This is a genomic window from Nitrospirales bacterium, from assembly GCA_031315865.1.
Classification (GTDB): domain Bacteria; phylum Nitrospirota; class Nitrospiria; order Nitrospirales; family UBA8639; genus JAGQKC01.
Genome location: JALDRJ010000002.1, coordinates 2143738 through 2156205 on the forward strand (window position 1 = coordinate 2143738; position 12468 = coordinate 2156205).

10 protein-coding genes are annotated in these 12468 nt (G+C 49.4%); 7 read left to right on the forward strand and 3 right to left on the reverse strand.

Going from position 1 to position 12468, the window contains the following annotated elements; translation table 11 throughout:
• Window positions 1-121: 121 nt before the first annotated feature.
• The 3 genes from gnd to MRJ96_09920 form a co-directional block, all read right to left on the reverse strand.
• Window positions 122-1015 carry a decarboxylating 6-phosphogluconate dehydrogenase gene (gene gnd / locus MRJ96_09910; protein MDR4501751.1) on the reverse strand — a complete coding sequence of 298 codons (894 nt, stop codon included), beginning with the start codon at window positions 1013-1015 and terminating at the stop codon, window positions 122-124.
• A gap of 62 nt (window positions 1016-1077) precedes the next feature.
• Entirely contained in the window at window positions 1078-2946 is a 1869-nt protein-coding gene (locus MRJ96_09915; GenBank protein MDR4501752.1) for a glycoside hydrolase family 15 protein, read from the reverse strand.
• A gap of 218 nt (window positions 2947-3164) precedes the next feature.
• The gene (locus MRJ96_09920) at window positions 3165-3398 is read right to left on the reverse strand and encodes a hypothetical protein (GenBank protein ID MDR4501753.1); all 234 of its coding nucleotides are present in this window, start codon (window positions 3396-3398) and stop codon (window positions 3165-3167) included.
• 239 nt (window positions 3399-3637) lie between these two features.
• Here MRJ96_09920 and MRJ96_09925 point away from each other — a divergent pair, with 239 nt between their 5' ends.
• From MRJ96_09925 to MRJ96_09955, 7 genes are all read left to right on the forward strand, one after another.
• Window positions 3638-4750 carry a phosphotransferase gene (locus MRJ96_09925; GenBank protein MDR4501754.1) on the forward strand — a complete coding sequence of 371 codons (1113 nt, stop codon included), beginning with the start codon at window positions 3638-3640 and terminating at the stop codon, window positions 4748-4750.
• Window positions 4751-4767: 17 nt separating this feature from the next.
• Window positions 4768-5514 (forward strand): NDP-sugar synthase, encoded by a 747-nt coding sequence (locus MRJ96_09930; GenBank protein MDR4501755.1) that lies wholly within the window; start codon window positions 4768-4770, stop codon window positions 5512-5514.
• 132 nt (window positions 5515-5646) lie between these two features.
• Window positions 5647-7650 (forward strand): diguanylate cyclase, encoded by a 2004-nt coding sequence (locus tag MRJ96_09935; protein ID MDR4501756.1) that lies wholly within the window; start codon window positions 5647-5649, stop codon window positions 7648-7650.
• Window positions 7651-8285: 635 nt separating this feature from the next.
• A complete protein-coding gene (locus MRJ96_09940) occupies window positions 8286-9044 on the forward strand; it encodes an OmpA family protein (GenBank protein ID MDR4501757.1) in 759 nt (252 codons plus the stop codon).
• Window positions 9045-9092: 48 nt separating this feature from the next.
• Window positions 9093-10526, forward strand: a complete 1434-nt coding sequence (gene ybgF, locus MRJ96_09945) for a tol-pal system protein YbgF (protein MDR4501758.1) — start codon at window positions 9093-9095, stop codon at window positions 10524-10526.
• A 336-nt stretch (window positions 10527-10862) separates the two neighbouring features.
• Window positions 10863-11099, forward strand: coding sequence for a hypothetical protein (locus tag MRJ96_09950; GenBank protein ID MDR4501759.1), 237 nt, complete (start codon window positions 10863-10865; stop codon window positions 11097-11099).
• Window positions 11086-12465, forward strand: coding sequence for a hypothetical protein (locus MRJ96_09955; GenBank protein ID MDR4501760.1), 1380 nt, complete (start codon window positions 11086-11088; stop codon window positions 12463-12465). Before MRJ96_09950 ends, MRJ96_09955 begins: the two co-directional genes overlap by 14 nt.
• Window positions 12466-12468: the final 3 nt, after the last annotated feature.

Consider the following 12468-nt stretch of genomic DNA (forward strand, 5'->3'; position numbering starts at 1 on the left):
ATTATTAAGGTTAAAAAGTTGCCGGTGTGAACAACAACCGGGCTTGTATGAGACCAGAGAATATAATCATTGTAAGATTTCAGCCTCGACCGTTTGGTCGGGGATGCAAATTTCTAGGATACTAGCGTCTGACGCTGTGTCCGCCAAAGGCGTTTCGCAGTGCAGCCAGCATTTTTTCAGAAAACGATTCTTCTTGTCGCGAACGAAATCGTGTGAAAAGAGCCGTTGATAAGGTTGGGACGGGTACGTTTTTTTCAATGGCATCCATTAACATCCATCGGCCTTCTCCTGAATCCTGGACATAACCTTTGAGTTTTTCGAGCTTCGGGTCTTCCCTGAGCGCACTAGCGCCCAGCTCTAAGAGCCAGGATCGAATCACACTACCCTGCATCCAAAGATCGGCGATTTGTGCAAGGTCCAAGCTGTAGGAGCTTTTCGACATCAATTCAAACCCCTCGGCATAGCCTTGCATGATGCTGTACTCGATGCCGTTGTGGACCATCTTGACGTAATGCCCTGCACCATGTCCACCGACGTGTGCCCATCCGTTGGGGGGGGCGAGCGTGGTAAAAATAGATTCCAGCCGTTTGATCGCGACTTCCTCGCCGCCCACCATCAGGCAGTACCCAATCTTGAGCCCCCAGATGCCTCCGCTCGTGCCGGCATCGACGTAATGAAGCCCCAGGGATTTCAAGTCATTCGCGCGACGCAGGTCGTCATGAAATTTGGTATTTCCACCGTCAATAATGGTGTCATCGCGTTCCAGGAGCTTTGAAATGTGTGTAATGGTTTCTTCAGTAGGATCTCCGGAGGGAACCATGACCCAGACTGCACGGGGTTTCGAGAGGTGAGTAACCAGATCTTCTAACGAGGAGGCCCCGACACATCCGACTTTCTCAGCGTCTTTTACGAGGTTGGCGGCACGGTCATAGACCACGACCCGATGATCGTCACGACGGAGACGTGTCACCATGTTCATGCCCATCTTGCCCAATCCGATGAATCCGATTTCCATGTTGTCCCCTCCTTGGTAAAAAGGCCACCTTTGGCCTCGGTAAAGGTTGGTAATGGAACGTATTATCCGTTATTTTGTTTTTGAGCAGACGACCGGCTTCGTCGAACAACGGTGTGAGTGCCTTTTCGAGAATTCAAGGCTAGGTCAAGGTTCGAAGCGGCCGTAATCAGGCCAAAATGCGTGAAGGCTTGCGGGAAGTTCCCGAGCTGTTCTCCGGTATGTGAGACTTCTTCAGCGTAAAGACGGAGATGGTTCGTGTAACTTAACATCTTCTCAAAGATCAGCCGGGCTTCGGTCAATCGACCGGCTCTTGTCAAAGCTTCGACAAGCCAGAAGGTACAGAGGCTAAACGTGCCTTCTTCGCCTTCAAGTCCGTCTGGTGCGGCTTTGCCGACTTCATACCGGTAGACCAAGCTTCCGAGTGCGAGTTCTTCCAATGTTCGGTCAATCGTCGAAAGCATGCGTGGATCGGTAGGCGAGACAAAAAAGACGAGAGGCATGATGAGGTTCGAGGCATCCAGAGCTTCACTCCCGTAGGACTGGACGAATGCGCCGACTTTGGGATTCCAGCCTTTTTGCATGACATCGGTGTAGATACGATCCCGTTCGGCCATCCACCGTGCTCGGTTTCCAGGATAACCTCGATTGTCAGCGAGGCGGATACCGCGATCGAGCGCCACCCAGCACATGACCTTTGAGTATACGAAGTGCTTGCGTCCTCCACGGACTTCCCATATCCCCTCATCGGGTTGTTCCCAATTCGCGCACACATAGTCTAATAACCGGCAGAGATTGACCCAGAGATCATAGGAAATTGGTGAACCATGCTTGTTATAGAGGTACACAGCATCCATGATCGTGCCGTAAATGTCCAGTTGAAGCTGATGCGCGGCGGCATTTCCAACTCGCACGGGTCGCGAACCACGATGGCCGTCCAAGTGATTCAGTTCTTCCTCGGCTAAGTTACGTCGGCCATCAATGCCGTACACAAGTTGAAGGGAGCCATCTGGGTTAAGCTCATGGCAACGAGCATTGAGCCAATCCATAAACCGAGCGGCCTCCACCGTGAAGCCAAGGCGCAAAAGGCCGTAGAGTGAAAACGCTGCATCGCGTATCCAGGTGTACCGATAATCCCAGTTTCGTGGACCTCCAATGTGTTCCGGAAGGCTGGTAGTTGGAGCAGCAACAATAGCGCCAGTTGGAGCATAGGTCAACAGCTTCAAGGTCAGGGCAGAGCGGTGAACCATTTCTCGCCAACGGCCGTCATACTGGCATTGTGCCAGCCAGCGTTGCCAAAAGGCCGAGGTGTTTTGAAAGGCTTCATCACCATATTCTTGTGTGGCTTGAAGGTCGGTTTTGCCATTGGCAACCGTAAACTCTAAAAGAAACGTCAGGCTTTCCCCTTGATTGACGATGAACTCTTGAAATGCCACGCCTTCTCTAACTTTTAATGGAATAGGGCTTACAAGCCCTACGGTGCTTGCTTCAGTGCAAAAGATAGCCCCCCGTTCGACGAGTTTTGCCGTATGGGGGTCGCGTCCATAGTTGAAAGCTGGAGCGCATTCAAGACGGAATCGGACTTGCCCACGTACGACCGAGACCATTCGGATAATCTGGTGCCGTCGTGGTCGTATTCCTGGTTCATCAGATTCAACGGGCATGAAATCCGTGAGTTCCCCCACGCCATCATCTTGGAGAAAACGTGTCAGGAGAATATTGGTTTCGGGAAGGTACATTTGCCGGGTATTGCCGTCGTGGACTGGGGCAATCTTGAAGTGACCGCCGGCTTTGTGATCTAGAATCGCTCCGAATACACTCGGGGAGTCAAAATGAGGGAGGCAACACCAGTCAATCGACCCATCGAGACCGACTAATGCGATCGTATGAAGGTCACCGATGATGCCGTAATCGCCGATGCTTTTATATGCCATGATTTGTTAGCGGTTACTATACCAGTGAATAAAAGAAAATACTATATATTGTAGAATAATTTATTTTCCCTACCACATTCAGCTGTGCAGATAGAAATATTTACTTTATTCATGGTTTTGGGGATGCGTGTTCTTTGACCGTTCTGCTCGGATTTAATAAAAGGCCGTCGACTAGGCTGCCTAAAGCTAGTGGATATAACTCTAAAACAATGCAAGTCTTAGACCTGAGTCAGGCTAATCAGCAAGCCAAAGGAATTCTGGATATTGGCTTCGAGGCTAGACTCGAATGTCGATCGTATGTGGTGAATTTTTCTGAGGTGACTGCTCGTTTCCTGATGGTTCATGTGATGCGTGCTTTTTATCATGCCTTCGTCGACGATAATAGTTTCCTTTTTGTCCGACATCCCCATCGTCAACAGTCGACGTCGTTCTCGGTGCCGGTATGCTAACATTTCTCATTGCTCCAATGTCCATAAACCACCTCTTCCGTGAAGTAGTGAAAGATTGAAAGATTCTGATGAACGTTCTCCTCTATTCTTATCGGCAATAACATGCACAAACTTAAGGGAATATGCCATGATGGATAAGCCGATCCTGATGACCGAGATGTGTATTCCATGTAGAACCTTCATTCTGGACTCACGTCAGAAGTCGATGACACAAGCGGATGGCCCTCGTATAATCACTTTTTATGAAGCTGTCCCCACCGACCATGTCTTCTCCTTTGAATACTGACCATATCAGAGAGACCCTCAAAACTCGGCTACCGTTTTGTGCCGACCTGAAGAGCTATGAAAGCCTTCCTGGTGATGCATCAAATCGTCGTTATTACCGTCTCGTCTTAACCCAGGCCCCCATGCCCTCGTTGATTGTCATGCAGCTTGCCGACCCCGAAGGCTTTAAGGCTTCTGAAGAGGCCGTGAGCGGCGGGAAGCAGAAGATCACTGAGTTGCCATTTTTGAACGTTCTGAGATTTTTACAATCCTGTTCGATTACGGTTCCGACTGTGCATTATTTCGATGAAGCGGCTGGGTTGCTTTATCTGGAAGATTTTGGAGACGTCACCTTGTCAGAGGCTGTTATCGGAGCCGATCAGGCTGAACGGGAGCAGCGATATGCTCAGGCCATCGATACGTTGGTGAAGATGCATGTGGGAGCGATGTCCCGTGATTCCTCGACCTGTTTCGCATTCGGACGAGCATTCGATGAACCCCTATTGATGTGGGAGTTCGAGCATTTTCTGGAATATGGGGTCGAGGTTCGTCGAGGAAAGCCCATGAGTGTGGACGACCGGTTTACCGTCCAAAAGGCATTTCAACGCATAGCTAAATTGATGACAGACCAGCCTCCGGTCTTTACACATCGCGATTATCACTCGCGTAATTTAATGGTGAGTGGTGAACGATTGGGGGTCATAGATTTTCAGGATGCGTTGCTTGGGCCGGCGACCTATGATTTAGCTTCCTTATTACGGGACTCTTATGTGGCTCTGGATGAGGCGATGGTCGATCGGTTACTGAGCCGATATCGTGAGGGAATGTGTGCGGGGTTGGATCGTGATACGCAAAAGGCGATGTCTTTCGACGCTCCTGTCGAGTTTCGAAGACTTTTTGATTTTACGAGTATTCAACGGAACCTCAAGGCCGCCGGGCGTTTTGTCTACATTGACCGTGTCAAGCAGAATCCAAAGTTTCTAGCCGACATACCACGGACCTTACGCTACGTTCAGGATAATCTTCGAAAATATCCCGAATTACACGAGCTGTTCGCTCACCTTTCTCCCTACGTTCCGGAGTGGCAATAACAGTATCGAGCTGACCTATGAGAGCGATGATACTTGCGGCCGGATTAGGGACTCGCCTCAGGCCCCTTACTGAGAGAATTCCGAAACCGCTCCTTCCTGTCGGAGGTGTTCCCCTCATTGTGTGGAACCTGCTGCTTCTGAAGCAATATGGGATTACGGAAGCGATGATCAATTTGCATTATCTCGGCAACTTGATTCAACGTGAGCTCGGCGACGGGGAGCAGTGGGGGATGCGGATTTCTTATTCACCAGAGCCGATTCTTTTAGGAACCGGAGGAGGGTTGCGTGCGGCAGAAGCCTTCTTTCAAGACGAAGATTTTTTGGTGATGAATAGTGACACCATTATCGAACTGAATCTGGATGAAGTATGTAAGGAGCATGTCTCGAGTCAGGCGGTGGCCACCCTAGTGTTACGAGATGATCCTGATGTTGAACAATGGGGGGTAGTGGAGTCGACTCACGATCGAGAAATCCTCAGAATTAACGGGCAAGGAAAAATGGACCTGGGGAGCCAGGCTTTGGTACGCAAACAGATGTTCGCAGGAGTCCATCTGCTACATCCTTCGGTTCTTCGGCATTGCGAATTGGGGCGACGTTCTCACATCATTGACGCGTATGTTCAAGAGTTGAAGGCCGGATCCAAGATCATGGGTTATGTGCAATCAGGATACTGGTCGGATGTGGGAACCCCTGAGCGCTACGCTCAGGCACAAGAGGATATTGAAACGGGATGCCTGTCTTTCCGTTCTCGATTGGTGAGTTGACTCGGCATACAACATCAATACTAATGTCTGGGCAAATTCTATGCCTTTGCTTGTCACGGTGAATCTACAGTTTCTAGCGCCTATAGGCTATTGACATCGGAAAGGGTTATCGCCGTATAGATGAGTGAAGCGATGAGACCGAAGCTTATGCAACCCTCGAATCTCCAAACATTGAAAATGCGGCTCTCCCAGCTTTTAGAAGTGCTGGAATCGCAGCGTACTCCTGTACCACCTTCTCTCGAACAACCTTTGTCACTCGCGTTTGAGCGATTGGAAAATGTCCTGCAGGACATCCCAAGAGAAAAGGATGTTGCTCAAAACGGAGTCTCTGGTCTTCACCTTTCTGCCGTCAACTCAGAGCACGCTCTCGCCATCAACCGTTCGAGCCATGAACTCTTGAGCGGGACTTCTGATGGTCACATCGTAACCTCTCCCGATGGCGTGATTCAGATGGCCAATTCCTGTGCCGCTCAATTGTTTGAACATTCCCAACAGCGATTAATAGGCTGTTCCCTGTCATCCTTGATTGTTCAAAAAGATCGTGACGCTCTCCTGAAATGGTTACGGTCTTTACATGGAGACAGGCAAAACTGGCAGGGAGAATTCCATCTTCTTTCCCATTCACGGGATACTCCAGCAATCACGTGTACTCTGACGGCTCTTCGAGATACAGACGGGAATCTTGTGGGCGTTCATTGGTTATTCCGGAAAGCTGCGGCTTATCAACAAGCCGTACCTGTTCAAGATATCGCTAATGAACTGATTCATTTGCTCCTTTCAGGGATGACACTACGGCAGGCGTTGAGCATGTTCTGTCGCCGGCTTGTTGAGACGTTCGGCTATCCGTTGGTTTGGATTGGAACTCAAGAAATACAAGCTGCCGTGAATATCGTCGCACATGACGGAGATCCGGTGCTCACGACACCTCAAAGCTTCGAGCGTTTGAGTTTTCAGGCTTCCCAATCACAGGCGGTGAGTCGAGCGATTGACGAACAGAAAGCGCAAATCTTGACCCGCGAGCATTCTGACGATCGTCATGGCGTGCACTGGTTGTGTTCCGAGGGATTGCATTGCCAGTTGGTGATCCCTCTATTGGAGCATGACCACCTGCTGGGCGTTCTGACGATTTGTTCGCAACATGCAGACGCCTTTGACTTGGATCGACTCTCATGGATGGAGCAATTGGGGATACATTTGAGTCGAGTCATGTTTTTAGCTAAAAATTACGACCATTTGCGCCTGCAGGGTAAGGCGCTCAATCATGCCGAGCATGCCGTTTGTATCGCAAATCCAGAAGGAAAGATTGAATGGGTGAATGATGCGTATTGCCGCATGAGCGGGTACGACGCGGGAGAGTTGATCGGCACGGTTCTCCCCTCTTCACAGTCTAAACCGTTTCGTCACTTGCTCAATCAAGCGTCGCAGCCGGCCTTTCAGTCGCAGTCTTGGAAGGTTGAATCAACCGCCATACGAAAAGACGGTCAAGAATATGCGGTCGAAGAAGTTTTGACTCCGCTGGTGAGCGAGGATGGTCAGCTGACGAATATCGTGGCTATTCTTCAAGATATTACCAGAAGAAAAGAAGCTGAAACGCAGATCATTCACCGTGTCTATCATGATCCTCTAACGGATCTCCCTAATCGTGCGATGTTTCAGGATAGACTCGAACAAGGAATCGCCCAAGCCCGTCGTCATCAACGGCTTCTAGCCGTGTTGTTTATCGATCTGGATGGGTTCAAAGGTATCAATGATGAATTCGGGCATTTGATAGGCGATGAGTTACTCAAAACGGTGGCAGAGCGGTTGACCCATTGTGTTCGCGCCACTGATACGGTTGCGCGTTTGAGCGGAGATGAATTTACGTTGCTGCTTCAAGACCTCGAACATCCATCCGACGCTCAACATGTGGCACAAAAGATTTTGGATTGCATTGGGGCTCCAGTGTCTAACGGAGAGCAGACGCTTCATGTTCGAACGAGTATCGGCATCGCTCTATTTCCTGTTGATGCAGAGGAACCAGCCGACCTTCTACGGCAGGCTGATCGAGCCATGTACAAGGCCAAAGAGCTTGGTGGACAAACCTGGGCGTTTTCTTCTGGTGATGATAGAACGTGGGTTCCTGACCCCTCCTCCTAATCGTGTAATCCCCACGGAATTCAACCGTGGTGGAGTCCCACCTTTGCCACATTAATCTGGGCCACCTTTTTCAAACCGTTCTCTCGCGATGGTTGCTTTCAATAACCGCATCTTCGAAATAAGTCAGCGCTGCGTGTATTGATTTGCCTGCACTTGAGCGTAATTGGAAGTCGAGATCCTTCTTTGGTCATCGACATAGTTGGAGAAATACCACGGATGTAGAGTAAATGCTGCGGCGTACCCAGGACCTATGCTTGCGTGATTGATCGTTGGATGAGACGGACATTTTTTCTCCTTACCAAACGCACCGCTTTGTGAAAGGAAGACCCCTCCCGCTCAATTAAAGCGCATTCATCGGCGCTCATCTTATTGAGAGATAAAAGGATTTGGGCAGTACACTGTCTAACGGATTGAGCCTATTCGAGTCTGTCGTGCCCTTCAATTATTTCGAGCCACTCTTATCGTATTTGAGAGACGGCATAGCAAATTCTATCGCTAAAAGCTCAAGGGCTTATCTGGTCTTGTTTTTGCAGTGTACTCTGTCTGGAAATGTTTGTGTCCCATGAAACACCGTGGTCAATAGGTCTGAAAAGAAAAAAAAGATGTCGCGACGTAGAGAAAGGAGCATGATTTTTATGAATGGCCGGAACTTTCATATTCGATATTTGATTGCATTCGTCACTCTTCTTTCGTTCGTGTTCCTGTTGAGTGGATGTGGTCATCGTTCCGTGCGGGGCTCTTCTCACGCGCAAAAATCTCATGAGGCGAAAGGGCATGATGCCGCGGCCACCCAACGTTCATCACTAGATGAACTGGCACGAGAGCATGCCGCAGCTGATTTGCCTCTTCTTGATGAGCGGGGGAACACTGGAGATCATGATTTTTCCAGTAATGGCCTTTTTTCTGAAGAACCGGTATTTGAAGATTCAGAGGCCATAAAAACTCTGACGCCTCAAGAGCTAGCCAAGCAATACTGGCAGCAACGACAACAAGCTGAGCTCATGAGTAATCGATCAGGAATGAAAGATGTCTATTTTGAATTAGACAGCTGGGAACTAACCGAGCAAGCGAAGCTGACGCTCGCGAGCAATGCTGACTACTTAAGAAAGCATCAGACGAATGTTGTCACGATTGAAGGGCATTGTGATGAACGAGGAACTCGTGCCTATAACTATGTTCTCGGTGAGAAACGGGCATTGCGAGTTCGAAACTACTTGGCCAGCCTCGGGGTATCTTCAGAGCAACTGACGATAATGTCCTACGGAAAGGACAATCCTGTATGTCGAGAAACGTCTGATATCTGTTTAGGGAAAAATCGCCGGGCGCATTTTTTGTTGGCCATTAACGTCGCAGATACGCGATCATGGGATGATGATCTCGAGTTGCTAGATTAAGGCGTATGCACATCTTTTGACGATTGAGAGAATAGAGCACCAGGAATTATGACTCGTTGTCAACGTACTTATGCGGCCATGCTGATTCTTATCTGTTCATTATTGAGCAGTGGGTGCGTCGCACAGAAAGCTGATGTGGTTCGGATCAAGCGAGAGCTTGACGCACGAATCACGAAATTAGACAAGAGCAAAATGGACTTGCAACAAGCGGTCGAAGATGCGAATCAGGCTCTTCAAGAAGCGAACGGAATCATCGCCACTCAGCGCGCTGAAATCAAGGGGCTTCTCGTCGCTCGAGCCGAAGTCATGGATCAGGTGACAACCATTAAAGACGGAGATTTGCTGGAAGTCCGGGGCGCGATTGATCAAAGTGAACATCATTTGCAGACTGTTGCGAAAAAGATGGACTCCCTTGGCCAAGAGTTTATGGTCTCGCGTGAAGGTGCGCAGATTCGAGAACAGCAGCTCCACACACTCATTGAACAGTTGCAACAGCAAATACATCAACAAAATGAAGTCGTGATGGCCCAGGCGAAAAAGCTTTCAGAGTTTCAAGAGTCGTTCGTCGATTTCAGGGGCGTGCTTGACACGGTTCAACAAGCATTGGTCGCCCAAGAAAACAAGATGGCGACGATGAACGGACATGTTGAGAGCTTGTCCCACGATCAACGCGACAACAAAGAGATGGCGCAGGCGAATTGGGAGCAAGTCAAACAGAGTGTGGATAGTGTCGTGAAGGCCTTCGAGCAAGTCAGTCACACATTGGCGAATCGAGTTGATGAACATGAACGAACCTTAGCCCAGATCACTTCAGTCACTGCGAAGGCCAGCAGTGTCGATTCGCACGCGAAGAGCCATTCGTCGTCAGGTGCAGGCAGGCAGGCATCGGCTCTTCAAGGACTCCAGGAATCCGTCGCGTCTATTACGCCTTCACCGCTGGCTTCCAGCCAATCTAGTCAAGCTTCTTCTTCGGAACGCGATCGACTTTTTGAAAGACAGACGATGTCGCAAGATTCTTTTGATCAGTTCGATCGCTCCAAGCTTGGAACGATACAACCATCTCCACTCGCCCAGGATTCAAGGTTACAGGAACAAGCTAAAGCTTCCTATAAACGGAATTATGAAATGTTACTGGCAGGGAATCTGAACGGCGCATTCCAAGGATTTCGGCAATTTCTCAAGGTTTTTCCCCAATCCTCGTTGGCATCTAACGCACAGTATTGGCTCGGAGAATGTTATTATGGACAGCGTCAGTATGCTCAGGCGATTCAAGAATTTGAACGTGTGGTGACGCATTACCCTGACAGCACTAAAGTGCCTGCAGCATTGTTGAAAATCGGCTATTCTCATCTTGGGCTCCATGATCAGAAGGCTGCACGATCGATGTTCCGCCAGCTTGTACGTACCTATCCGAAGAGTCGAGCCGCAACCAAGGCCTATGCCCGTCTGACGGAAGTCAAGCCGTCCAGAGGCGATTCCTGATCCATCCTTCTCAATTCCGCATAAACCTGAGGCTTTGCTCGGGTAATGTCGACCATCTGCAGAGAACCTTACAGAATATGCATCAATCACAGTAAAGACTCCTGAACTCCGTCCTGAGATAAGATTTCGCCGTCCCCGCTCCCTCTCTGTGTCTTGTTCCGTTCAAGAACGCTCCATTTTGACCGAAAGTAACCTGAGAGCCCAGCCTATGGTCCACCAGAGGCCTGGAATTTGTGTGCATGCGTGCATGCGCCACAGGTCTGTGCGAGAAATGAAATAATTTTTGAGAGTGATGAATCTTGTGCGAAGCCACTCTCAACAGAAAGGATGAGTATCATGCGTAAATTTCGATCAGTGTTCATCATGCTTGTCGTGACCACGATGCTGATAGTCGGCATGTCTGGCTCTGCTTTCGCCTATATTGACCCCGGCACGGGCAGCTATCTGTTTCAAATGTTGATGGCGGGATTATTAAGTTCTTTGTTTGCGGTGAAAATGGCCTGGAGAAACATCAAAATCTATATTTCTCGTTTTTTCTCTCAAAACGGTCCTCAAGAGCATGAGAACGATTGATTGTGCCGTTCCAGGTTCTTTTCGCGACCCAAGTGGGCATGTGTTTGTTCATGATCAGGTGCTCTATCGCGCCGTAAATCTGGTCTATCGAGACGAGTATGACCTGTTGAACCAATCTGGACTCTATGATGCGCTCGTCAAAGATGGCTTGCTCATCCCTCATGAAGAAGTTTCTAGCACGGTTGATTCCAGCCCGAACATCTATAAAATTCTGAAGCCAGAAGCCGTACCCTTTATCTCGTATCCCTACGAATGGTGTTTTTCTCAATTGCAGCATGCGGCGCTTCTCACACTCGAAATTCAACGGCGTGCGTTACGTTATGGCATGATGCTCAAAGATGCGAGCGCCTATAACATCCAGTTTCATCAGGGTACCCCAGTGTTCATCGATAGCCTTTCGTTCGAAAGGTACACCGAAGGTCAGCCTTGGGTGGCGTATCGTCAGTTTTGTCAACATTTTTTGGCCCCTCTGGCGTTGATGAGTGCCGTCGATATTCGGCTCAACCAATTGTCCAGGGTGCATATTGATGGCATTCCCCTTGATCTTACAAGTGCCTTACTCCCGTGGAGCTCTCGCTTGCGGTTTGGGGTGTTGTCGCACATTCATCTTCATGCAAAAAGTCAGCGCCAGTTCGCGGCTGAGAGACTGTCCGATCGTTCTCGGCCAGTCAGCAAAAATGCCTTGTTTGGACTCATAGAGAGCTTGCAATCAACGACTGAACGGCTGTCATGCCCTCAACCTGAATCATGCTGGTCTTCTTATTATGAGGATAACTCCTATACCGAAGATGATATGGCAGAGAAAATCGTTCTGGTGGGACGCATCTTAGATGAACTCGCTCCGCGTACGATGTGGGATCTCGGCGCGAACACGGGACGCTTTAGTCAATTGGCTGGAGAAAAGGGGATCAACGTCATCGCGTTTGAGGGGGATCCCGGGAGTTCAGAACAACACTACCGCACATGCGTGAAAAGACAAGACGCACAGGTTCTGCCGTTGGTCTTGGATCTGGCGAATCCCAGTTCTGCCATCGGATGGGCTCACGAGGAGCGCCAATCGTTGATCGATCGCGGCCCGACAGACGTGGTTGTCGCTTTAGCGCTGATCCACCACCTCGCCATCGCCAATAACATACCGTTTGAAAAAATCGCCAAATTTCTTTCGGATATTGGCCATCACTTAATCATCGAATTCGTGCCCAAGCATGACTCACAGGTGCAGCGTTTACTCGCCAGTCGGATAGACATCTTTAGCGACTATACTCAAGAACACTTTGAACAGACGTTTGGGTCGTGTTTTGCCATTGAACGGTCGGTGAAAATTGGCGACTCTGGGCGTGTGTTATATGTGATGAAACGACGGTAACCA

Coding starts and splice junctions, on each gene's coding strand:
- gnd (MDR4501751.1), bottom strand. CDS start 1,015: ATGGAAATCGGATTCATCGGATTGGGCAAGATGGGCATGAACATGGTG.
- MRJ96_09915 (MDR4501752.1), bottom strand. CDS start 2,946: ATGGCATATAAAAGCATCGGCGATTACGGCATCATCGGTGACCTTCAT.
- MRJ96_09920 (MDR4501753.1), bottom strand. CDS start 3,398: ATGTTAGCATACCGGCACCGAGAACGACGTCGACTGTTGACGATGGGG.
- MRJ96_09925 (MDR4501754.1), top strand. CDS start 3,638: ATGAAGCTGTCCCCACCGACCATGTCTTCTCCTTTGAATACTGACCAT.
- MRJ96_09930 (MDR4501755.1), top strand. CDS start 4,768: ATGAGAGCGATGATACTTGCGGCCGGATTAGGGACTCGCCTCAGGCCC.
- MRJ96_09935 (MDR4501756.1), top strand. CDS start 5,647: ATGAGACCGAAGCTTATGCAACCCTCGAATCTCCAAACATTGAAAATG.
- MRJ96_09940 (MDR4501757.1), top strand. CDS start 8,286: ATGAATGGCCGGAACTTTCATATTCGATATTTGATTGCATTCGTCACT.
- ybgF (MDR4501758.1), top strand. CDS start 9,093: ATGACTCGTTGTCAACGTACTTATGCGGCCATGCTGATTCTTATCTGT.
- MRJ96_09950 (MDR4501759.1), top strand. CDS start 10,863: ATGCGTAAATTTCGATCAGTGTTCATCATGCTTGTCGTGACCACGATG.
- MRJ96_09955 (MDR4501760.1), top strand. CDS start 11,086: ATGAGAACGATTGATTGTGCCGTTCCAGGTTCTTTTCGCGACCCAAGT.